The organism is Massilia sp. 9096 (assembly GCF_000745265.1).
Taxonomy (GTDB): Bacteria; Pseudomonadota; Gammaproteobacteria; order Burkholderiales; family Burkholderiaceae_D; genus Telluria.
In genome coordinates this window covers 1,754,498-1,776,936 of record NZ_JQNN01000001.1, presented here as the reverse complement: position 1 = coordinate 1,776,936, position 22,439 = coordinate 1,754,498, and the positions used below count along the sequence as shown (strand labels likewise).

12 protein-coding genes are annotated in these 22,439 nt (G+C 68.2%); 8 read left to right on the top strand and 4 right to left on the bottom strand.

Annotated elements, in window-relative coordinates; genetic code table 11:
* Nucleotides 1-27 precede the first annotated feature (27 nt).
* Entirely contained in the window at nucleotides 28-1,167 is a 1,140-nt protein-coding gene (locus tag FA90_RS07645) for an endo-1,4-beta-xylanase (RefSeq protein WP_036167581.1), read from the bottom strand.
* 69 nt (nucleotides 1,168-1,236) lie between these two features.
* Nucleotides 1,237-3,528 carry an alpha-glucuronidase family glycosyl hydrolase gene (locus FA90_RS07640; RefSeq protein WP_239700586.1) on the bottom strand — a complete coding sequence of 764 codons (2,292 nt, stop codon included), beginning with the start codon at nucleotides 3,526-3,528 and terminating at the stop codon, nucleotides 1,237-1,239.
* Nucleotides 3,529-3,744: 216 nt separating this feature from the next.
* Here FA90_RS07640 and FA90_RS07635 point away from each other — a divergent pair, with 216 nt between their 5' ends.
* From FA90_RS07635 to FA90_RS07610, 6 genes are all read left to right on the top strand, one after another.
* Nucleotides 3,745-4,854: a LacI family DNA-binding transcriptional regulator gene (locus FA90_RS07635; RefSeq protein WP_051971555.1), complete on the top strand. Its 1,110-nt coding sequence runs from the start codon at nucleotides 3,745-3,747 to the stop codon at nucleotides 4,852-4,854.
* Nucleotides 4,855-5,332: 478 nt separating this feature from the next.
* A complete protein-coding gene (locus tag FA90_RS07630) occupies nucleotides 5,333-7,747 on the top strand; it encodes a glycoside hydrolase family 3 N-terminal domain-containing protein (protein ID WP_036167580.1) in 2,415 nt (804 codons plus the stop codon).
* Nucleotides 7,748-7,767: 20 nt separating this feature from the next.
* Nucleotides 7,768-8,943 carry a fumarylacetoacetate hydrolase family protein gene (locus FA90_RS27205; protein WP_036167578.1) on the top strand — a complete coding sequence of 392 codons (1,176 nt, stop codon included), beginning with the start codon at nucleotides 7,768-7,770 and terminating at the stop codon, nucleotides 8,941-8,943.
* An 18-nt stretch (nucleotides 8,944-8,961) separates the two neighbouring features.
* Nucleotides 8,962-9,756, top strand: coding sequence for an SDR family NAD(P)-dependent oxidoreductase (locus tag FA90_RS27200; RefSeq protein WP_036167576.1), 795 nt, complete (start codon nucleotides 8,962-8,964; stop codon nucleotides 9,754-9,756).
* 11 nt (nucleotides 9,757-9,767) lie between these two features.
* On the top strand, nucleotides 9,768-10,655 hold the full coding sequence (locus FA90_RS07615) for an SMP-30/gluconolactonase/LRE family protein (RefSeq protein WP_036174698.1): 888 nt from the start codon (nucleotides 9,768-9,770) through the stop codon (nucleotides 10,653-10,655).
* A 9-nt stretch (nucleotides 10,656-10,664) separates the two neighbouring features.
* Entirely contained in the window at nucleotides 10,665-12,446 is a 1,782-nt protein-coding gene (locus tag FA90_RS07610; protein WP_036167575.1) for an IlvD/Edd family dehydratase, read from the top strand.
* Between the two features lie 102 nt (nucleotides 12,447-12,548).
* Here the strand turns inward: FA90_RS07610 and FA90_RS07605 are convergent, their stop codons facing one another.
* Nucleotides 12,549-14,129: an aldehyde dehydrogenase (NADP(+)) gene (locus FA90_RS07605; protein ID WP_036167572.1), complete on the bottom strand. Its 1,581-nt coding sequence runs from the start codon at nucleotides 14,127-14,129 to the stop codon at nucleotides 12,549-12,551.
* Between the two features lie 95 nt (nucleotides 14,130-14,224).
* On the bottom strand, nucleotides 14,225-17,263 hold the full coding sequence (locus FA90_RS07600) for a TonB-dependent receptor (RefSeq protein ID WP_036167563.1): 3,039 nt from the start codon (nucleotides 17,261-17,263) through the stop codon (nucleotides 14,225-14,227).
* 584 nt (nucleotides 17,264-17,847) lie between these two features.
* Between FA90_RS07600 and FA90_RS07595 the strand changes: the two genes are divergently transcribed.
* Together FA90_RS07595 and FA90_RS07590 are read left to right on the top strand one after the other, a co-directional pair.
* Nucleotides 17,848-20,055 (top strand): xyloglucanase, encoded by a 2,208-nt coding sequence (locus tag FA90_RS07595; RefSeq protein WP_051971554.1) that lies wholly within the window; start codon nucleotides 17,848-17,850, stop codon nucleotides 20,053-20,055.
* Nucleotides 20,052-22,433 (top strand): glycoside hydrolase N-terminal domain-containing protein, encoded by a 2,382-nt coding sequence (locus FA90_RS07590; protein ID WP_051971553.1) that lies wholly within the window; start codon nucleotides 20,052-20,054, stop codon nucleotides 22,431-22,433. Before FA90_RS07595 ends, FA90_RS07590 begins: the two co-directional genes overlap by 4 nt.
* The last annotated feature ends 6 nt before the right edge of the window (nucleotides 22,434-22,439 follow it).

The following is a 22,439-nucleotide window of genomic DNA, read 5'->3' as shown; positions in this document are numbered from 1 at the left end:
GCCGCACGGCAGACGCGGGTGACCGGCTCAAGCGCGCGCCGGCGCGGCGTTGATGGCGTCGGCGATCGCTTGGCGCATCGGCTTGGCTTGCAGCTTGGCGTCGTACGGGCAGGGGCGCATCGGCAAGCCGTCCTTGCGCGGCGCTTCGTCCCAGGTCTGCAGCCAGCTGATGTCGTCCGACATGCCCCACACCAGGACGTCGCGCAGGCGCGGGAAGGACAGGCAGACGTCGAGGTAGTCGCGGCAGGCGGCGGCCACGCCGGCGTCGCGCTTGGCGATGTCGGCCGGCAGGCGGCGGTCGTTGACGTCGAGCTCCGTGATCAGGAGGTCGTAACCCATGCCGCTCACTTCGTCGAGGAACTTGCGCCATTCGAGCAGGTCGGCCTTGCCGCGGTCCTGGCTCTCGTCCCAGGAACCGATGTGGCTCTGCAGGCCGAGTGCGTCGACCGGGGTGCCGCGCTTTTTCAGGTCGGCCAGCAGCTGCAGCACGCCGGCGCGGTGCTTGGCGCTGCCTTCGTCGCCGCGCATGTAGTCGTTGTAGACCAGCTGGGCGTGCGGGGCATATTCCTTGGCCAGGCGGAAGGCGAGGTCGATCTGTTCGACCGGGGTGCCGAACGGGCGCGTCAACGGGTTCTGGCGCAGCTTGCCGTCGGCCGGGTCGACCGCTTCGTTCATGACGTCCCAGCTGGCGATCGCCTTGCCGAAGTGCTCGCACTCGGCGCGTACGTGCTCGCGCATCAGGCGCTCCACGCCCTGACGCACATTGGCGCCGAATTTCTCCTGCACCACCCAGTGCGGCAGCCACTTCTCTGGCTGCCAGAACAGGTTATGGCCGCGCATCGCGATACCGTGTTCGTTGGCCCAGGCGAGCAGCGTGTCGGCGGCCTTGAACTGCAGCTGCCCTTTGGACGGCTCGATGGCTTGCCATTTCATCTCGTTCGTGGCCACGATCAGGCCGCACTCGCGTTCGACCAGGGCGCGGTAGGCCGGATTGCCGAACTCGGTAGGACCGGAGCCGATCGCGGTGCCGAAGCGCATGCCCTTGCGACGTGCGATGTCCTTGAGCGGTTCCGGCGCGCCGGCGGCAAACGCCGGCAGTGGGCGCAAGGCGGTAGGCAGCAGGGCGGCGCCGACGAGGGCGCCGAGCATGGTGCGTCGTGTGGTCATTCTCGTTCTCCGTGGTTGAAGCGTTGTTATCGTGGTGGTGATGCGCTCAAGGATGCGCCGGGGGCAGGGTCACCCGTGGCCGGGCGCGTACGGGAAACGCAGCGCCTGGTAATACTCGAGCGGATGGGCCGGCGCGCGCGTGCCGGGCGGCAGCGCCAGGCCGTTCACGCTCTTGAAATAGGCGATGCAGGCGTCGCGCCACCACAGCGCTTCCTCGCGCTGCTGGGCCAGGCGCTGGGCCGTATCTTCCCAGCGGCGCGCGTCGATCAGGGGCTTCAACGCATCCCACTGCGCCTGCATGTGCGCGACCTGGGCGACGCCGTGGTCGTAGTGTGCGACCAGCTCGGCCCACAGCGTGCGCCCGGATGGCATCGCGTAGTCCCAGGGCAGGTGGTGGAACCACAGCAGCAGCTCGGGTGGCGTGGTCGCCGGATCCTGCAGGCGCCGCGCCAGCTCGGGCGCGTATTGGGCCACGGCGTTGCTGCCGCTCGCAGTGCGGTCGAAGCCGATGCCGTCGCGCGCGGCGCGGTGATAATAGGTCGGGTTCCAGTCGGCCCGGGCCAGGTCGCCGACCCAGGGCGCGGGTCCGTAATGGTGGCCGGTGCCCATCATGTGGTGCAGGCCGAGCGGCGTCATGTAGTCGACCGCGGCTTCGCGCGAGCCCATCATCATCGCCACCACCGGCTCGACGATGCGCGCGTCCGGCGCGAAGGTCTGCGCGGCCCACTCGCGCGCGATGGCGCCGGCGTCCAGCATCGGGTCCCAGGCCAGCCGGCCCAGGGCATACCAGTTGGCCTGGTCGAAGGTCGAGCCGGTCCAGTTGCGGCTGGCGCCGATGTTGGCGACGCCGGCGATGCCGCCGACCCGGCCTTGCTGCGCCCCTTCCAGCGTGCGCGCCACCGGCATCGCCCGACCGCCGGCGCGGGTGTCGGCCCGCAGCGTCTCCTGGAACAGGGTGCCGAGATACACCAGGTGGGTGGCGTAGCCCAGGTACTCCTTGGTGACCTGGAACTCCATCATCAGCGGCGTGGCCGGCATCGCGCCGAACAGCGGCGAGAACGGCTCGCGCGGCTGGAAGTCGATCGGGCCGTTCTTGACCTGTACGATCACGTTGGCGTCGAACCGGTCGTCGAGCGGCTTGAACTGCTCGTAGGCCTGGGCGGCGCGGTCGTGCGCCTTGGGATCGTCGGCCGCCTTGGCCTGGCCCGGCGGCGCATAGACGAAGGCGCGCCAGATCACCACGCCGCCGTGCGGCGCCAGCGCGCGCGCCAGCATGTTGGCGCCGTCGGCGTGGTCGCGCCCGTAATCCTGCGGACCCGGCTGGCCTTCGGAATTGGCCTTGACCAGGAAGCCGCCGAAGTCGGGGATGGCGGCGTAGATCGCGTCGGCCTTGCGGCGCCACCAGGCGGCCACTTCCGGGTCGAGCGGATCGGCGCTGCGGGTTTCGTGCAGCTCGAGCGGCGTCGACCAGCGCACCGCCAGATACACGCGCATGCCGTACGGGCGCAGCACCTTGGCCACGGCGGCCGCCTTGGCCAGGTAGGCCGGGCTGAGGATCTCGGCCTTGGCGTTGACGTTGTCGAGCACCGTGCCGTTGATGCCGAGCGAGGCGTTGGCGCGCGCATAGTCGACGTAGCGCGGGTCGACGATGGCGGGCAGCTCCCACCAGTTCCAGATCGATTCGCCGGCGTAGCCGCGCTCGACGGTGCGGTCCAGGTTGTCCCAGTGGTTCAGCATGCGCAGCGGCAGGCGCGGCGTCTCGATGACGGGGGCGCGCTCCAGCGTGGCGGCAAGGCCGGTCTGCAGCGCGCGCAGGAAGGCGAAGCTGCCGTACAGCAGGCCGGTGCCGGCGCCGCCGGCGATCAGGGTGAGCTGGCCCGCACCGGCGCCCGTGCCCGCGCGCACGCGTGCGAGCAGGTAGCCGTCGCGGCCCAGCGTGGCCAGGCGCGCGCGCGCATCGGGGGGCAGGGCGGCGGCGAGCGCGGGCGGCAGCGCCCCGGCGTGGGCCAGCACCAGGCCGCCCGCACGGAGGTTGGCGTCACCGGAGGCGGTGGCCGGCGCATGGCCGAGCATGCCCTGCAGGCCGCGCTGGAGTTCGGCGACGGCGGCGCGCACGGTCGGGCTGTCGGGCGCCAGCGTCACTAGGCTGGAGACCTCGACGGGACCGCGCTGCGCGGCCGGCAGCGGCCGGTAGCGCAGCCACAGGTCGTAGCCATCCTCGTCCGCCGCCTGCGAAGGCGCGGCGGCGAACATGCCGGTCAGGACCATGCACAGAAGGCAGAGCAAAAAGCCGGCGCGGCGGCGCGCGGCGGCGCGCCCCAGGCAGGCGCGCGCATGCAGGCGCGTGAACGATCGCTGCAAATCGGTCTCCAAGTCTTGTTGTCGTTATCGTTGTCGTCGATACGCCGGCGTGCTTGTCGTTACGAGCCGGCCAAAGAATGTTAGCGCAAACTCTTGCGCACTGAAACCGATTTCTTCTGTTATCACAGTGGCGTATGAAGTTTGACTTAGATCACTTGCAATCATGTAACTGTGCTAAGATTGCGCAAACAACAGGTTCACGGGGGTTTGCCAGCCATGTCAACAGCCAAAGTCGAAACGCTCCACGACGAGGTGGAACGGCGCGGCCAGCCGACGATGGCCGATGTCGCCAAGCTGGCCGGCGTGTCGGCGATGACCGTGTCGCGCGTCATGAACGGCAAGGGCCTGGTGCGCGAGAGCACGCGCCGCAAGGTCGCCGAAGCGGTCGCCGCGCTCAACTACACGCCCAATCAGGAAGCGCGCAACCTGGCCGGCTCCAAGCCGATCCGCGTCGGATTCTTGTACAGCAACCCCAGCGCCGCCTACCTGAGCGAGTTCCTGGTCGGCCTGCTGAACCAGTCGGGCCTGAACAATGTCCAGCTGTTCGTCGAGAAATGCGAAGCCGGCGAGCATGAGCAGGACCATGCGCGGCGCCTGATCGGCAACGGCCTGGACGGCGTGATCCTGCCGCCCCCCCTGTGCGACAGCCAGGCCGTGCTCGCGTGCGTGCGCGAGGCCGGCATCCCGGCCGTGGTGGTCGCCTGCGGCCAGCCGGATCCCGGCGTCGGCGCGGTCAGCATCGACGACTTCGACGCCGCCTACGCGATGACGCGTCACCTGATCGCGCTGGGCCACCAGCGCATCGGCTTCGTGGTCGGCCATCCGAACCAGTCCGCCAGCGCGCGCCGCCTGGCCGGCTACCGCGCCGCGATCGCCGAGAAAAAGGCCGACGATGCGGCCGAACTGGTGGTGCAGGGCATGTTCACCTACCGCTCCGGCCTGGATGCCGCCGAGCACCTGCTGGGCTTGCCCGAGCGCCCGACCGCCATTTTCTGCAGCAACGACGACATGGCCGCCGCCGCGGTGGCCGTCGCGCACCGCCTCGGCCTGGACGTGCCGGGCGACCTGACCGTCACGGGCTTCGACGACACTGCACTGGCCACCACCATCTGGCCCGAGCTGACCACGGTGCGCCAGCCGATCGCCGAGATGGCGCGCGAAGCCGTGCAATCGCTGGTGCGGCGCGTGCGCGCCCAGCGCGATGGCGACGCCGGCGACCCCGAGCAGGTGCGCATGGCCTTCGAGCTGGTGCGCCGCCAGTCGGACGCCGCTCCGCGCATGCGGCCCTCGGCGCGGCTGCCGCTGCTGGCCACCGCCGGGCGCTGAACGGCGCCGGCAGCGTGACCGTGTTGCCGTTACATTCCGCGTCAATTTCCCTTTCGCTTTCTGTGCTTTTTTTCACGGCCCGTCCCCCTCGCGGGGGCATGCCGTGTGCACATTTGCATTCCTTTTCCACGCTGCTGGAAATTGATTGACACCCCAAAACTTGCCTATTAGACTTCAATGGTTGCGGTAACATTCGTGTTAGTCTGATGTTCGCAAACGCTTGCAAAAGCAGACACAAAAATACAAATAGGAGACAAGCCATGCATCGAAACGGCAGTCCGTCCGTACGGACCGGCCCTGCGTGTGGCTGCGCATCGCTTTCCTCCAGGTCAGACCGCGCCCGCGCCGCGCGCGTGGCCGGCACGATCCTCGAACACGTCGGCCCGGCGTACTAGCACGGCGGGCCGCATCGGCAACACCTCCGCCAGCGCGCCTGGCGCCGGCGACATCCAAAACAACAAGCAGTGGAGACGAGAGTATGGCTATCAAACGCAGGGAATTTCTGGCATCGGTGGGCAGCATCGCCGGTCTGGCGGCGGTGCCGGGCATGGCCGGGGCCGCCGCGGCCAAGGCTGCAGGACAAAGCACGGGCGACTTGAAGAACGCGGTCTACAAGCGCGCGAACGCACCGGTCGAGGCGCGCGTCGAGGACCTGCTGCGCCGCATGACGCTGGACGAGAAGATCGCCCAGATGGAGTGCCTGTGGATCAAGAAGGGCGACATCCAGAACGACGACACCAGCTTCTCGCCGGCCAAGGCCAGCGCGGCCTACCCGAACGGGATGGGCATGTTCGCGCGTCCATCGGACCGCCAGCTGGGCAAGGCCAGCGCCGCCGGCGACAGCGGTGAAGTCAAGCACCGCGGCCCGCGCGAAACCGCAGAATACGTCAACGCGGTGCAGAAGTGGGCGCTGGAGAACACGCGCCTGGGCATCCCGCTGTTCATGCACGAGGAGTCGCTGCACGGCTACGTCGCGCGCGAGTCCACCAGCTTCCCGCAGGCGATCGGCCTGGCTTCGACCTTCGACCCTGAGCTGGTGCAGAAGGTGTTCGCCAGCGCAGCGCGCGAGATGCGCGCGCGCGGGGCCAACCTGGCGCTGGCGCCGGTGGTCGACGTGGCGCGCGAGCCGCGCTGGGGCCGTATCGAAGAGACCTACGGCGAAGACCCGCATCTGTGCGGCGTGATGGGCAAGGCGGCCGTGCTGGGCTTCTCCGGCGACACCCTGCCGCTGGCCAAGGACAAGGTTTACGCGACCCTCAAGCACATGACCGGCCACGGCCAGCCGGAGTCGGGCACCAACATCGGCCCGGCCAACGTCGGCGAGCGCACGCTGCGCGAAGACTTCTTCCCGCCGTTCGAGAAGATCATCAAGGAAACCAAGATCGCGGCCGTCATGCCCTCGTATAACGAGATCGACGGCATCCCGTCGCACGCCAACCGCTGGCTGCTGACCAAGGTCCTGCGCGAGGAGTGGGGTTTCAAGGGCGTGACCGTGTCTGACTACATGGCCGTGGCCGAGATGCAGACCCGCCACCACCTGGTCGCCTCGCCCAAGGAAGCCGGCTACCGCGCGCTCAAGGCCGGCGTCGACATCGAGACCCCGGACCCGCTCGGTTTCGCCTTCCTGGCCGAGCTCGTCCGCGAGGGCAAGATCTCGCAAAAAGAGATCGACACCGTGGTGCGCCGCATCCTGCGCCTGAAGTTCGAAGCCGGCCTGTTCGAAGACCCGTACGCCGACGCCGCCCAGGCCGACGCCCGCACCGCCACGCCGGAAGCGATCGCGCTGGCGCGCGAAGCGGCGCGCCGCACCGCCGTGCTGCTCAAGAACGACCAGAACCTGCTGCCGCTGGACGGCCGCAAGGTCGGCAAGATGCTGCTGGTCGGCACCCATGCGAAAGACACCCCGATCGGCGGCTATTCGGACGTGCCGCGCCACGTGGTCTCGGTGCTCGAAGGCTTGCAGGAAGAGGCCAGGTCGCAGGGCTTCCAGTTGTCGTATGCCGAAGGCGTGCGCCTGACCGAAGGCCACGTCTGGGGCCAGGACAAGATCGAATTCACCAAGCCGGAAGTCAACCAGCGCCTGATCGCCGAAGCCGTGGAAGCGGCCAAGGGGGCCGACACCATCGTCATGGTCCTGGGCGACAACGAGCAGACCGCGCGCGAAGCCTGGGCCGACAACCACCTGGGCGACCGCAGCTCGCTCGACCTGATCGGCCAGCAGAACGACCTGGCGCGCGCGATTTTCGCGCTGAACAAGCCGACCGTGGTACTGCTGCTGAACGGCCGTCCGCTGTCCGTCAACTACCTCAACCAGAATGCCCATGCACTGATGGAGTGCTGGTACATGGGCCAGGAGACCGGCCACGCGATCGCCGACCTGCTGTTCGGCCGCGCCAACCCGGGCGGCAAGCTGCCGGTCACGATCGCGCGCAACGTCGGCCAGCTGCCGATGTTCTACAACCGCAAGCCAAGCAGCCGCCGCGGCTACATCGATGACGTCACCACGCCGCTGTTCCCGTTCGGTTACGGCCTGTCGTACACCAGATTCGAGATCTCGGCGCCGCGCCTGGAAAAGTCCAGTATCGCGACCAACGGCACGACGCGCGTGCAGGTCGACGTGCGCAACCTAGGTGCCCGCCGCGGCGACGAGGTCGTGCAGATGTACATCCGCGACGACGTCAGCTCGGTGACCCGCGCCGTGCTCGAGCTGAAGGGCTTCCAGCGCGTGACGCTCGAGCCGGGCGAGCAGCGCACCGTCACCTTCGACATCAAGCCGACCGACCTGTGGTTCTACAACGCCGACATGCAGCGCGTGGTCGAGCCGGGGACGTTCACCATTTTCGCCGGTCCGAACAGCGTCGACCTGAAACAGGCTACGCTGACGGTGGCATAAGTTCAATCACGAGGAAACCCATGACGACGAATCAAACTCCGGCGTTGCCCCAGGACCTGGAGCGCGCCCTGCTGGTCGGGCGCGTCTTGCGCAGCGAAGGCCCGGCCGTGGTGGCCGTGCGTAAAGGCCGCCTGGTCGACATCACGCGCCACGCCGCCACCGTCTCGGACCTGCTCGAGCGCAGCGACCTGCTGGACATCGTGCGCGGCGCCGAGGGCGAAGACCTGGGCGATGCGGCTGCGCTGGTCGCGGCCGCGCAACAAGGCCAGGGCGGCCAGGATGGCCTCAAGCTGCTTGCCCCGTGCGACCTGCAGGCGATCAAGGCCGCCGGCGTGACCTTCGCGGTCAGCCTGCTGGAACGCGTGATCGAAGAGCAGGCCAAGGGCGACCCGGCGCGCGCGTCGGCGCTGCGTGCCGACCTGCAGGCCACCATCGGCACCAACCTGTCCGAGCTCGAGCCGGGCGGCGAAGCGGCGATGCGCCTGAAAGCTGACTTGTCGAAGCGCGGCCTGTGGTCGCAGTACATGGAAGTGGGCATCGGCCCGGACGCCGAAGTGTTCACCAAGTCGCAGCCGATGTCCTCGGTCGGCCACGGCGCCGCGGTCGGCCTGCACCCGGCCTCGCACTGGAACAACCCGGAGCCGGAGATCGTGCTGGCCGTGAACAGCCGCGCCGAAGCTGTCGGCGCCACGCTCGGCAACGACGTCAACCTGCGCGACATCGAAGGCCGCAGCGCACTCCTGCTGGGCAAGGCCAAGGACAACAACGGTTCGTGCTCGATCGGCCCGTTCATCCGCCTGTTCGACGGCGACTTCACCATCGACACCGTGCGCGAGTGCGAAGTGCGCATGCTGATCGAAGGCGTGGATGACAAGTTCGAGCTGGCCGGCGCCAGCTTCATGCGCGAGATCAGCCGCGACCCGCTCGACCTGGTGCGCCAGACCTGCGGCAAGCACCACCAGTACCCGGACGGCTTCATGCTCTTCCTGGGCACGATGTTCTCGCCGATCAAGGACCGCGACGCGCAAGGCGGCGGCTTCACCCACCATGCCGGCGATCGCGTCAGCATTTCGACCCCGGCGATCGGCACCCTGGTCAACACCGTCCAGCGCAGCGACCAGATCGAGCCCTGGACCTTCGGCGTGCGCGCCCTGTACGCAAACCTGGCCCAGCGCGGACTGCTGGGCGCCAAATAACCAAAACACGAGAGAGACATGGCTGAACAAACCCAACAAGAAGCGTTCGTCTACGCGACCTTTCCGGACCTGGCCGGCAAGACCGTCGTCATCACCGGCGGCGGCAGCGGCATCGGCGGCGAACTGACCACGGCCTTTGCAGGCCAGGGCGCGCGCGTCTACTTCCTCGACATCGCCGAGCAAGCCTCGCGCGAGCTGGAGACTGAACTGGCCGGATCGAAAGTGGCGCCGAAGTTCATCAAGTGCGACCTGACCAACCTGGACGAGCTCAAAGCCGTCTTCGCCCAGATCGAACAGGAGTCCGGCGGCGTCGACATCCTGCTCAACAACGCGGCCAACGACGACCGCCACGAGATCGCCGACGTCACCCCGGCATACTGGGAAAGCCGCATGAACGTCAACCTGCGCCACATGTACTTCTGCTCGCAGGCCGTCATCGCCGGGATGAAGGCGCGCGGCCACGGCGCGATCCTGAACTTCGGCTCGATCTCCTGGCACCTGCCGCACACCCAGCTGTCGCTGTACATGATGGCCAAGGCGGCGATCGAGGGCATGACCCGCGCGATGGCGCGCGAACTGGGCAAGGACGGCATCCGCGTCAACACCGTGATCCCGGGCGCCGTCGTCACCCCGCGCCAGAAGAAGCTGTGGCACAACCCGGAAGAGGAAGCCCGCATCCTGGCCGGCCAGTGCATCCCCGAGCGCGTGCAGATGAACGACGTGGCCGCGCTGGCGCTGTTCCTGGCGTCGAACAACGCGCGCCACTGCAGCGGCCGCGAGTACTTCGTCGACGCCGGCTGGTACGGCGCATGAGCGGGGACGGCATGAGCACCCCGACCATCGGCAGCGCCCCGCAGGCGCTGTGGGAAGTCGGCGCCACGCTGGGCGAGGGCGTGCTGTTCGATGCGGCGCGCCAGTGCGTCTGGTTCGTCGACATCAAAGGCCGCCGCGTGCATCGCTGCGCCCCTGACGGCGGCCAGCGCCAGAGCTGGGACGCGCCGGGCCAGGTCAGCTTCATCGTGCCCACGGAGGACGGCGGCATGGTCTGCTCGCTCGAGGATGGCCTGTATCGCTTCATCGAAGCCGACGGCAGCTTCGTCCCCCTGGCCAAGGTCGAGGCCGACGAAACCGGCAACCGCTTCAACGACGGTTTCGTCGACGCGGACGGGCGCCTGTGGTTCGGTTCGATGCACGACGCGGAAGAGCACCCGACCGGCAAACTGTACCGGTTCGACGGCGCGCGCGTCGCGACCGCCGACGATGGGTATATCATCACCAACGGGCCGGCAACCAGCCCGGATGGCCGGACGCTGTACCACACCGATACGCTGGACAAGCGCGTCTACGCGTTTGACGTGGACGCCGACGGCAATGTATCGAACAAGCGCCAGTTCACGACCATCGAGGACGGCGGCTATCCGGACGGGATGGCGGTCGACGCCGACGGTTTCGTTTGGGTCGCGACCTTTGGCGGCTGGCGCATCGACCGCTTCGACGCCCAGGGACGCAAGGTGGGCGAGCTGCGCTTCCCTTGTGCGAACATCACCAAGCTGGCCTTCGGCGGCGCCGACCTGCGCACCGTGTATGCGACCAGCGCGCGCAAGGGCCTCTCGAACGAGGAACTGGCGGCGCAACCCCTGGCCGGCGCGCTGTTCACCTTCCGCGCGGAGGTCGCAGGCCAGCCGCAGCGACACTTGAAGTTAGAGGATTAAGAGACGAGCATGACTGATCAAAAAGCCAAACGGCGCTTCCGGTCCCAGGACTGGTTCGACAACCAGGAGCGCATCGACATGACCGCGCTCTACCTCGAGCGCTTCATGAACTACGGGATCACCCCGGACGAGCTGCGCTCTGGCAAGCCGATCATCGGCATCGCCCAGAGCGGCAGCGACCTGACGCCGTGCAACCGCATCCACCTTGAGCTGGCCAAGCGCGTGCGCGAAGGCATCCGCGACGCCGGCGGCATCCCGATGGAATTCCCGCTGCACCCGATTTTCGAGAACTGCCGCCGCCCGACCGCCGCGCTGGACCGCAACCTGGCCTTTCTCGGCCTGGTCGAGATCCTGCACGGCTACCCGATCGACGCCGTGGTGCTGACCACCGGCTGTGACAAGACCACCCCGGCCCAGCTGATGGCCGCGGCCATGGTCGACCTCCCGGCCATCGTGCTGTCCGGCGGTCCGATGCTGGACGGCTGGTTCGAGGGCGAGCTGGTCGGTTCGGGCGCGGCGATCTGGAAGGGCCGCCGCCGCCTGGCCGCCGGCGAGATCGACGAACAGAAGTTCATCGACATCGCCACCGCCTCGGCGCCGTCTTCCGGCCACTGCAACACGATGGGCACGGCGTCGACCATGAACGCGGTTGCCGAGGCGCTCGGCATGTCGCTGACCGGCTGCTCGGCGATTCCGGCCCCGTACCGCGAGCGCGGCCAGATGGCTTATGAAACCGGCAAGCGCATCGTCGGCATGGCCTTCGAGGACCTGCGTCCGTCGCAGATCCTGACCCGCGACGCCTTCCTGGACGCGATCGTGGTCAACGCCGCGATCGGCGGCTCGAGCAACGCCCAGCCGCACATCGTCGCGATGGCGCGCCACGCCGGCGTCGAGATCACGCCGCAGGACTGGATGGAGGTCGGCTACGACGTGCCGCTGCTGCTGAACATGCAGCCGGCCGGCAAATACCTGGGCGAGCGCTTCCACCGCGCCGGCGGCACCCCCGCCATCATGTGGGAGCTCGAGCAAAAGGGCCTGCTGCGCTCCAGGCGCACCACCGTCACCGGCACGACCATGGCCGAGAACCTGGTCGGCAGGGAGAGCTGGGACCGCGAGATGATCCGCCCATTCGACCAGCCGCTCAAGGAAAAGGCCGGCTTCATGGTCTTGAAGGGCAACCTGTTCGACTTCGCGATCATGAAGACCAGCGTGATCTCGGAAGCCTTCCGCCAGCGCTACCTGTCGGAGCCGGGCAACGAGAACGCCTTCGAATGCAAGGTCGTCGTGTTCGACGGCTCGGACGACTACCACCACCGCATCAACGATCCGGCGCTGGGCATCGACGAGCGCACCATGCTCGTGATCCGCGGCTCGGGCCCGATCGGCTGGCCGGGTTCGGCCGAGGTCGTGAACATGCAACCGCCCGACGCGCTGATCAAGCAGGGCATCACGGCGCTGCCGACGCTGGGCGACGGCCGCCAGTCCGGCACCTCGGACAGCCCGTCGATCCTGAACGCTTCGCCGGAAAGCGCGGCCGGCGGCAACCTGGCGCTGCTGCGCACCGGCGACGTGGTGCGCGTCGACCTGAATACCGGTGCCTGCAACGTGCTGCTGTCGGATGAAGAGCTGGACCAGCGCCGCAAGGATGCGCCGCCGCCGATCCCGCCGAACCAGACCCCATGGCAGGAGATCTACCGCTCGACCGTCGGCCAGCTGCACACCGGCGCCGTGATGGAGATGGCGCTCAAGTACCACAACGTCGGCCAGGACATGCCGCGGCATAACCACTGACGGCGCGTCCGGGGCGCTTGCGGGCGCTTCGATGAAAAAAAGCCAGGCGATGCGAATCGCCTGGCTTTTTTATTGCCGCGCCGCGCGGCGCGGCAGGGATGCTTACTGAGCGGTCTTCAGCTGGCCGTCCACCAGGCGGGTCAGGCCCAGCTCGTTGGCATCGCCCAGCTCGACCGGCAGCAGCTCGGCCGGCACGTCCTGGTAGCACACCGGGCGCAGGAAGCGCTCGATCGCGGTCGCGCCGACGCTGGTGGTGCGCGAGTCCGAGGTGGCCGGGAACGGGCCGCCGTGGACCATCGCGTACGACACTTCGACGCCGGTCGGGAAGCCGTTGAACAGGATGCGGCCGGCCTTGCGCTCGAGGATCGGCAGCAGCTTGGCGGCGACCGCGCGGTCCTCAGGCGTGGCGTGGAGGGTCGCGGTCAGCTGGCCTTCGACGTGCTCGGTCACGGCCAGCAGCTCGGCTTCGTCGCGGCAGGCGATCATCAGCGAGGCCGGTCCGAAGATCTCTTCTTCCAGGTCAGGGTTGGCCAGGAAGGTGGCGGCATCGGTCTGGTACAGCGCGGCCTGGGCGGCGCAGCCCTGGCCTTCGGCACTGCCCTGGCCGACCAGCTGCACGCCGGCGATGCCGGAACGCTTCGAGACCGCGCTCGAGTAAGCCTGGTGGATGCCGGCGGTCAGCATGGTGCCGGCCGGTTTCACGCCCAGCGCTTGCGCGGCGGCGCTGCGGAACGCGTCGAACTGCTCGCCGGCCAGGGCGATGACCAGGCCCGGGTTGGTGCAGAACTGGCCCACGCCCATCGTCAGCGAATCGACGAAGCCTTGGGCGAGCTTCTGGCCGCCGGCGGCGAGCGCGTTCGGCAGCAGGTAGAACGGGTTAATGCTGCTCATCTCGGCGTAGACCGGGATCGGTTCCTTGCGCGCCGCGGCCGCTTTCACGAGCGCGAGACCGCCCTGGCGCGAGCCGGTGAAGCCGACCGCCTTGATGGCCGGGTGGGTCACGAGGTCCAGACCGATCTGGTAGCCTTCGCCGATCACCATCGAGAACACGCCTTCCGGCATGCCGCATTCTTCGGCGGCCTGGCGGATCGCCTTGGCGACCAGCTCCGAGGTGCCCAGGTGGGCGTTGTGGGCTTTCACCACGACCGGGCAGCCGGCGGCCAGCGCCGAGGCGGTATCGCCGCCGGCGACGGAAAAGGCCAGCGGGAAGTTGGAGGCGCCGAACACGGCGACCGGGCCCAGGCCGATCTTGCGCATGCGCAGGTCCGGGCGCGGGGGCGTGCGCTGGGGCAGGGCGGAGTCCAGGGTCGCTTCCAGGAAGTGGCCGTCGCGCACGACCTTGGCGAACAGGCGCAGCTGGTTGCAGGTGCGGCCACGCTCGCCCTCCAGGCGCGCCGGCGGCAGGCCGGATTCCTGGCCGGCGCGTTCCAGCAGCAGCGGGCCGATGTCCATGATGCGATCGGCGATGGTCTCGAGGAAGCGTGCGCGCTGCTCGAGCGGCAGGTTACGGTAGGCGTCGAAGGCGTCGCCGGCCAGCGCGCAGGCGGCGGCCAGGTCGTCGGCCGTGGCTATGCCGAACTCCGGTTCGAGCGTCGCGTGCTTGGCCGGGTCGTAGGCGCGCACGTTGCCCGCGCTGCCGCGCACGATGCGCCGGCCGATGATCATTTCGCCGTTGATTTGCATGTTGGTTTCCTTATCCGTAGGGTGCGAAAGCGCTTAGTTTGCCACAAATGAAAAAGCCGCGGACGGCAAAACCGTCCGCGGCCGGAGAGGCTACATCAGAAGTCGTAGGATGCCTGAACCGTGTAGCGCGGGCCGGTCGTGAACCAGGCGTGGCCCAGGTTGCCGACGTGCTGCACCATGGTCTGCTTGACCGTCGTGTTGGTCAGGTTCTGGGCTTCCAGGCCGATGCGGAACTTCGGCGTGAACTGGTAGAAGATCGAACCGTCCAGCTGGCCGTAGGCTTCCTGGTACAAAGGCAGGCCGTAGGCCTGGTCGTTGTTGGCAGTAATGTTGCGGAAGGTCGGGCTGTTCGGGTTCAGGTCGATGGCGTCGGTGCCGTTGGTGCCGAAGTTGTTCACGCCCAGCAGGAAGCGCGAACGCCAGTTGTACGCCAGGCGGGTCTGGATCGGACCGCGCTCGTACATGACCGCGAAGTTGACCGTCTTGCGCGACAGGCCCTGCAGCGGCAGGTCGCCGAACGATTGCATGTTGGTGTCGCAACCGTTGATCGCCAGGTTCAGGTTGTCGGCAGCGGCGCCGCCGGTGCACCAGGCGCTCCTGACCGGGTTGTTCAGCTGGCGCTTGCTGTTGACCAGGGTGAAGCTGGCCTGGGTGCCGATGCCGCGCAGCCAGTCGGGCACGAAGTCGTAGTACTGCTGGTACGCGATCTCGATACCGTTCGCATAACCGTGCGCGCCGTTGGCCGGGCCGGTCACCGTGAAGTTGTGGGCCTGGCCGGCGGTGTCGTTCAGGCTGTAGTTGTACAGCGTGTTGACGACGATGTCGTGCAGGTTCTTGTTGAACACGGCGAAGGTCAGCGAGCCTGCCTTGGCGAAGTACCATTCCGCGGTCAGGTCTTCCGAGATACCGGTGGTCGGCTTGAGCAGCGGGTTGCCGGTACCGGTGCCGGTCAGGTTGGCGCCGGTGACGTTGGTCTGTGTGTTGGTGCCGGTGCCGGTGCTGGTGCTGCGCACGCTTTCGGCCAGCGTCGTGTAGGCCTGCAGCTGGTTGAAGTCAGGACGCGACATCGACTTGGCCACCGCGAAGCGGAACTGCAGCTGGTCGTTGTACTTCAAGCGCAGGTTCAGGCTGGGCAGGAAGTTGTGGTAGTTGGTCTCGTAGGCCATCGGCGTAGCGAGCGCACCGAAAATCGGAACCAGATTCGCGCCGGTGACGTTCGGGCCGCTCGGCAGGTTCGACGGCGGCGTGAACACCGTGTAGCCCGACGAATTGGTCGTGGTCTTCACGTAGCGCAGGCCGATGTTGCCGTCGATCGGGTACTTCAAGTCGTCGAAGCCGAAGCGCAGCTGGGTGTAGAAGGCGCGCGTCTTCTCGTCCTGCTTGTTGACGGCGGCCGGGTCGTTGGCGAAGCCGGCCGGCACCCATGCCGCGCAGGTGCCCGGCACGGCGCACAGCGCCTGGTAGTAGCCGTGCAGCGTCGAGTAGCTGTTCGGGTAGTTACGCGCCACGGCATCGGTCGGGAACACGGCTGCCGGCACTTTCACGTCGCCGTTGAAAAAGTTCGGGAAGGTGCCCAGTTCGGTGCCGCCCGAAAAGCGCGGGTCGCCCAGGAAAGCCTGCCTCGTGATGTTGCCGTTGCCGCTGCCGACGTTCCATGGCTGGGTGATGCCCTGCCAGTTGTAGCTCGGGTTGGTCATGCGGTTCAGGCCGTTCAGGTTCTGCAGGCGCACGCCGAAACGGATGTCGCGCAGGACCGGATTGTCGAACGAGTACTTGACGTCGGTCTTCCAGGCCTTGCTGTCGGCTTCCTGGCGGTCCAGGTGCTCCATCGTGTAGGCCCAGTAGTAATTCTGCGGATTGGCCAGGTACGCGATGTCGCTCGGGCTGAAGGTGTAGGTCGGCTGGTCGCCGCGCAGGTCGAGCGTCTGGCTCGGCAGCTTGATGCCGGTGGCGACGTCGGAATCGAGCGCATGGGTCTGCGACATCACGCGCTGGAAGTCGTTGGTGACGGTCCAGGCCGAGTTCACGCGCCATTGCACGTTCAGCGAGAAGTCCTGGGTGCTCGACTGGCGGTCCGACACGCGGTGGTCGGTGTTGTAGTTGATGCCGCCGTTGTTCGGATCGCTGATCGTGCCGGCCAGGAAGGCGCCGGTCGGGCTGAACACGCCGTTGGCCACCTGCATGTCGTACCAGCTGGTTTCCTGGCCCAGCAGCGCCTCTTCCGACCAGTCTTCGGTGTAGCGCGAGCGGAAGTAGGTCAGGGCGGCGGTGACGTCCTTGGTCGGACGCCACTGGAAGGCGGCGTAGTCGCCGCGGCGGTCGCGGTCATACGCCTGCGAACGCCACTCGGCGCCCTTCGGGATATACAGGTCCGTGCCGTTCGGGCCGGCGCCGACGTGCGGATAGTACGGGTCGACGAACATCTCGTCGTTGCGCACCTTGGTCTTGGACTTGGCGACGTCGATCAGGGCGCCGAATTCGCCGTACTGGGTGTTCCAGCGGTTCGACAGCAGCAGCGAGCCGCTCGGCGCCGGTGCGCCCTTGCGCAGGGTCGAGTAGCTTTCCGAACCGGTCAGCGAACCCTTGAAGCCCTTGAAGTCGAACGGCAGCGCGGTGCGCAGGTTGACCAGGCCCGAGATGCCGCCTTCGATGTTTTCGGCGGACGGGTTCTTGTAGACGTCGACGCCGGCCATCAGCTCGGGCGGCACGTCGGAGAAACTCAGGCTGTGTCCGCCGCCTGCGGAGAACGACTCGCGGCCGTTCAGCTGCGACGCAACGTACGACAGGCCGCGGATCGAGATGCCCGAACCTTCGACCGCCAGGTGCTGCGGGTCGCCCTGGGCGCTGCGGTCCATGGTCACGCCGACGACGCGGCTGAGCACTTCGGTGATGGAACGGTCAGGCAGTTTGCCGATGTCTTCGGCGACGATCGAGTCGACGACCTCGTCCGAGTTCATCTTGATTTTCTGTGCCGATTGCAGGGCGGCGCGCTGGCCGCTGACGACCACGACGTTTGCTTGCGGAGCGCCGGCGGTTTGCGCCGCATCGACGGTTTGCTGGGCCCAGGCTGCGTTGCTGGAAAGGACAGCGATTTGCGCAACCGCGGCCGCGATTGCGGTTCTTTGGAACTTCATACGTCTCCCCCGATTATCAAGGTATGTGTGTTTTTATAAACTGCTAACTCTATGAACTGCTGATACCCCAGTGAAAGTGATCGTCTTAACACTGGTTGTTGTACGCTACCATAAAACTTTCTACAATTCCTTACAAGTCTGAAAGTTTTGTTTATGCACAACAGATGTCTGGACAACTTCTGGCCTAGGCGATCAAACATAGGGCTGCCCGGTCCGCGTCACGCCAGCCTATGTGGTGGTGGAACAAGCAGCGTTTAGTATTATTGCATATGAGCGCTGTTGTGAAAACGATTTCATGATGCGCTGCCGAGTCGTGTTGCGCTGTTAGCGAACTCAACCGTCATCCCCATGGGTCAACGCTAGCATCTACCCCTATCGATCAGCCAGCCGACAGATTTCCCTACACCCCGCAGCGGTGCACCCGGACAACAAAGGTGCGCCCGTGTTTCTTAAACATGAGCTTGTTTATTGAACTTGCGCGCAACTCGTGTTAGCGCGAACATGTTTGCTTGCGTGCATGGCTGGGCATCGCCTAGGATGGCGGCAAAAGTGACCCCAGATCACACGCCATCATCGGGAGACGCATGACCATCCACCTCGCGCGCCGCGCCGTCGCTGCCGCCGCCTTCGCCGCTGCCGCATTCGCTGCCGCCACATTTGCCGCCGCATCCGCCACTGCGGGCGCAGCGCCATGTTGTGGCGCCGCGCCTGTGCCCGCGATGGTCTGGGACAGTGTTGCGATCGGCGGCGGCGGCTTCGTCGCCGCGCTGCTGCCGTCCGGCGGCGCTCACCCGCTCACGTACGCGCGCACCGACGTGGGCGGCGCCTACCGCTTGGATGCCGAGCAGCGGCGCTGGGTGCCACTGCTCGACTGGGTGTCCGACGCGCAGACCGGCCTGCTCGGCGTCGACAGCCTGGCGATCGACCCGCACGACTCGGCGAACATCTACCTGATGGCCGGAATCGCCTACCTGAACGGCGGGCGCACGGCGATCCTGCACTCGACCGATGCAGGCAAGACTTTCAGCAGCGTCGACGTCAGCGCGCAGTTCAAGGCACACGGCAACGGCATGGGCCGCCAGAACGGGGAGCGCCTGGCGGTCGATCCCGGCGACGGTCGGCGGGTCTATGCCGGCACCCGGCGCGACGGCCTGTTCGTCAGCGACGATGCCGCCCGCACCTGGCGCCGCGTCGCCGGCCTGGCCGTCACGACCACGCCGAACGACGTCGGCATCGACCTGGTGCTGCCCGATCCCTCCAGCGTCACCGATGGGCGCGCGCGGCGCTTGCTGATAGGCGTCTCGCGCTTCGGCAGCGTCGGCTCGAACCTGTACCGCAGCGACGACGGCGGGCGAAGCTTTGCGCCGGTCAAGGGCGCGCCGGCGCTGATGCCCCAGCGCGCCGCCTTCGACGGCGCCGGCAACCTGTTCATCACCTACGCCAACGGCGCCGGTCCCCATCCGAACCGCGACGGCAGCGAGCCGATGGATCGCGGCCAGGTCTGGAAGTACCGCTTGGCCGACGGCGCCTGGACCGAGGTCACGCCGGCTGGCTGGGGCGCCCACGCGTTCTCCGGCATCGCGGTCGACCCGTCGGACCCGCGCCGCCTCGTGCTCTCGACCATCAGCACCTACCTGGCGCAGGGCGACGCCAAGGGTGACCGCATCTTCGTGTCGCACGACGGCGGGGCCAGCTGGGTTGACGTCGTGGCGCGCGGTTTCGTGCGCGACAATGGCGGGGTCGACTGGCTGCAGGGTCACGCGATCCACTGGGCCAGCACGGTCGCGTTCGACCCGAGCGATGCGCGCGCGGTCTGGGTCACCTCGGGCAACGGCGTGTTCCGCGCGGCCGACATCGAGGCCACGCCCACGGTCTGGCGCTTCACGGTGGCCGGCCTGGAAGAGACCGTGCCGCTGGGTGCGGCCAGCCTGCCGGGGGGGGCGCTGGTGTCGGCGATCGGCGACTACGACGGCTTTCGCCATCTCGACCCGGCGCGCTACGGCCCGATCCACCGTCCCGAGATCGGCACCACGACCGGCCTTGCCGTCGCCGGCGCCCAGCCGAACCGGCTGGTGCGCGTGGGCGATCGGATGCAGCTGTCCGACGATGGCGGCGCGACCTGGCGGGCGACGGCCGCCCCGGCCGGCAAGAAGGGCCAGGTCGCGATCTCCAGCGACGGCGCGACGATCCTGCACAGCCCCGAAGGCATGGAGGGCGTGTGGCGCTCGGTCGACGCCGGTGCGCACTGGAGCCGCGTCGCCGGCCTGCCGGGTGCGCGCCTGCGCCCGGTGGCCGATCCGGTCGACCCCAAGGCCTTTTACGCCTACGACGGTGCGCACCTGATGGCCAGCAGCGACGGCGGCGCCAGCTTCGCGCCGCGCGCGGCGCTGCCGGCAGGAGGATCGAACCTGATCCGCCTGGCGCCGGGGCGCGCCGGAGACATCTGGGTCGCCTTGAAGGAGGGCGGCCTGGTGCGCTCGACCGACGGCGGCGCCCACTTCGCCCGGCTGGACGGCCTTTCCTGGTGCGGCGCGGTCGGCTTCGGCAAGGCGGCGCCGGGCCATGCCGCGCCGGCCCTGTACGTCTGGGGCGCGCTGGCGGGCACGTCCGGCCTGCACGGCGTCTATCGCTCGATCGACGCCGGGGCGTCCTGGCAGCGCATCAACGACGACGCCCACCAGTACGGCGGACCGGGCGACGGCCAGTTCATCGTCGGCGACATGAACCGCTTCGGCGTCGTCTACATGAGCACGGCGGGGCGCGGCATCGTCTACGGGAGGCCGGCGCAATGATGCCGCGTACGTCATCTCCGATTCGCCCGCTGCTGGCGGCCGCTCTGGCGGCGCTGCTGGCGGCCGGCGCCCACGCCGCGGCGGCGCCCGACCTGACCCTGCATTACGACCGTCCGGCCAGCGACGACGATGGCGGCTGGGAACGCGAGGCGCTCCCGATCGGCAACGGCCGCATCGGCGCGATGGTGTTCGGCCAGCCGGGACGCGAGCACCTGCAGTTCAACGACATCACGCTGTGGACCGGCGACGAGACCCACATGGGCGCCTACCAGCCGTTCGGCGACCTGTTCGTCGATCTGCCGGGCCATGCGCAGGGCGCCAGCGCTTACCGCCGCAGTCTCGACATCGAACACGGCGTGCACACGGTCAGCTACGTCAAGGACGGCGTGACCTTCACGCGCGAGAGCTGGGCCAGCCACCCGGCCGGCGTCATCGTGCTGCGCCTGCGCGCCGACCGGCCGGGCCGGTACAGCGGCGTGGTTCGGCTGACCGACCGCCACGGCGCGCATCTGTCGGCCGGCGGCGAGCGCCTGCTGGCGGCCGGCACGCTGGCCGGCTACACGCTGCCGGGCGGCCAGCCGACCAGCAACGTGACGGACTACGCCAGCGAAGTCCAGGTCGTCAACGAAGGCGGCAAGGTCGAGGTCGACGGCGACAGCCTGCGCTTTACGAATTGCGATGCGCTGACCATCGTGCTCGGCGCGGGCACCAGTTACGTGCTCGACGCGGCGCGCCGCTTCAACGGCGCCAACCCGCTCGCGCGCGTGCAGGCGCAGGTGGACGCGGCCGCGGCGCGCGCGCAGGCGGATGCGGGCGCGGCGCTGCTGGGCGAGCACGAGCGCGACGTGGCGGCGCTGATGGACCGCGTGGGACTCGACCTCGGCCCCGCGCCGTCCGAGCGGCGCGCCATGAGCACGGACGCCCGCATCGCCGCCTATACCGCGAACCGCGCGCAAAGCGGGGGCGATCCGGAACTGGAAGCGCTGCTGTTCCAGTACGGGCGCTACCTGCTGGTCTCGAGCTCGCGCGGCCCGCTGCCGGCCAACCTGCAGGGCCTGTGGAACAACAGCCTCACGCCGCCGTGGAACTCGGACTACCACACCAACATCAACATCCAGATGAATTACTGGCCGGCCGAGGTGACCAACCTGTCCGAGCTGGCCCTGCCGCTGTTCGATTTCGTGGACGGGATGGCGCCGGTGTACCGCGGCGCCACCGCGCGCGAATTCAAGCGGGCGGATGGCGCGGCGGTACGCGGCTGGACCGTGCGCACCGAATCGAACCCCTTCGGCGCCAGCGGCTACCTGTGGAACAAGACCGCCAACGCCTGGTACGCGCTGCACTTCTGGGAGCATTACGCCTTCACCCGCGACCGCGCCTTCCTGGCCAAGGTCGCCTACCCGATGATGAAGGAGGCCTGCGCCTTCTGGCAGGACACCCTCAAGCGCCTGCCCGACGGACGCCTGGTGGCGCCGCAGGGCTGGTCGCCCGAGCATGGACCGGTCGAGGATGGCGTCACCTACGACCAGGAAATCGTCTGGGACCTGTTCAACAATACGGTGGAAGCGGCCGCCATTCTCGGCGTCGATCCAGGCCTGCGCGGCCGGCTGGCCGCCATGCGCGACCACCTGGCCGCGCCGCGCGTGGGCAGCTGGGGCCAGCTGCTCGAATGGCTCGACGAAAAGCACGATCCGGTCCTCGACACGCCGCAGGACACGCACCGCCACGTCTCGCATTTGTTCGGCCTGTTCCCGGGACGCCAGATCGGGCCGGTGCGCACGCCTGCGCTGGCCGCCGCCGCCAAGCGCACCCTGGCCGCGCGCGGCGATGCCGGCACCGGCTGGGGCATGGCCTGGAAGATGGCGTACTGGGCGCGCCTGCTCGACGGCGAGCACGCCTACCGCATGCTGCGCGGCCTGCTGGCCACGCCGGGCGCACGCGCGGCCGAGCAGGCCGGTCCCGGCTCCGAAGCCAACAATGCCGGCGGCATCTATCCGAACCTGCTCGACGCCCATCCGCCGTTCCAGATCGACGGCAATTTCGGCGCTACCGCCGCCATCGCCGAGATGCTGCTGCAGTCGCAGGCCGGCGAGATCCACCTGCTGCCGGCGCTGCCGGCGGCCTGGCCGGACGGCGCGGTGAAAGGCTTGCGCGCGCGCGGCGGCGTCGAAGTCGACATGGCCTGGAAGGACGGGCGCCTGGCCAGCGCCACGCTGCGCAGCGTCAGCGCGGCGGGGCCGGTACGGGTACGCTACGGCGCCGGGGTGCAGGTGCTGGACATGAAGCCGGGGCAGGACGTGAGCCTGGATCTGCGCCGCTTCGGAACCGGTTTCACGAGTACCGGTTCCACCACAACGAGTTCGATTACCAATCACTGAACGAAG

Bases quoted from the DNA above. Each gene is read 5' to 3' on its own strand.
- FA90_RS07645 (WP_036167581.1), bottom strand. From the start codon at position 1,167: ATGACCACACGACGCACCATGCTCGGCGCCCTCGTCGGCGCCGCCCTG.
- FA90_RS07635 (WP_051971555.1), top strand. From the start codon at position 3,745: ATGTCAACAGCCAAAGTCGAAACGCTCCACGACGAGGTGGAACGGCGC.
- FA90_RS07630 (WP_036167580.1), top strand. From the start codon at position 5,333: ATGGCTATCAAACGCAGGGAATTTCTGGCATCGGTGGGCAGCATCGCC.
- FA90_RS27205 (WP_036167578.1), top strand. From the start codon at position 7,768: ATGACGACGAATCAAACTCCGGCGTTGCCCCAGGACCTGGAGCGCGCC.
- FA90_RS27200 (WP_036167576.1), top strand. From the start codon at position 8,962: ATGGCTGAACAAACCCAACAAGAAGCGTTCGTCTACGCGACCTTTCCG.
- FA90_RS07615 (WP_036174698.1), top strand. From the start codon at position 9,768: ATGAGCACCCCGACCATCGGCAGCGCCCCGCAGGCGCTGTGGGAAGTC.
- FA90_RS07610 (WP_036167575.1), top strand. From the start codon at position 10,665: ATGACTGATCAAAAAGCCAAACGGCGCTTCCGGTCCCAGGACTGGTTC.
- FA90_RS07605 (WP_036167572.1), bottom strand. From the start codon at position 14,129: ATGCAAATCAACGGCGAAATGATCATCGGCCGGCGCATCGTGCGCGGC.
- FA90_RS07600 (WP_036167563.1), bottom strand. From the start codon at position 17,263: ATGAAGTTCCAAAGAACCGCAATCGCGGCCGCGGTTGCGCAAATCGCT.
- FA90_RS07595 (WP_051971554.1), top strand. From the start codon at position 17,848: ATGACCATCCACCTCGCGCGCCGCGCCGTCGCTGCCGCCGCCTTCGCC.
- FA90_RS07590 (WP_051971553.1), top strand. From the start codon at position 20,052: ATGATGCCGCGTACGTCATCTCCGATTCGCCCGCTGCTGGCGGCCGCT.